Here is a 248-nt window from a genome sequence, read left to right as displayed (position 1 = left end):
GACACGACCAGCATCACGACCGCCAGCGCGGTCGCGCCCGCGTAGTCGTACTGCTCGAGCTTCGTGATGATCAGCAGCGACGTGATCTCGGACTTCATCGGCACGTTGCCGGCGATGAAGATCACCGACCCGTACTCGCCGAGCGCGCGCGCGAACGCGAGCGCGAAGCCGGTGAGCAGCGCGGGCAGCACGGCCGGCAGCACGACGCGGCGGAACGTGAGCCAGCGCGACGCGCCGAGGCATGCGGC

Annotated in this window: 1 protein-coding gene; it reads right to left on the bottom strand. The window is 70.2% G+C overall.

Annotation, left to right across the window (positions count from 1 at the left end; genetic code table 11):
* Positions 1-248: ABC transporter permease subunit (locus tag SB816_RS33870; RefSeq protein ID WP_410548484.1), on the bottom strand; the 248-nt coding region annotated here is incomplete at both ends.

Source organism: Achromobacter sp. SIMBA_011 (genome assembly GCF_046535435.1).
In the GTDB taxonomy this organism is placed as follows: Bacteria; Pseudomonadota; Gammaproteobacteria; order Burkholderiales; family Burkholderiaceae_B; genus Achromobacter; species Achromobacter dolens.
The sequence above is the reverse complement of the archived record's forward strand: the minus strand, read 5'-3'. Positions and strand labels throughout refer to the sequence as shown.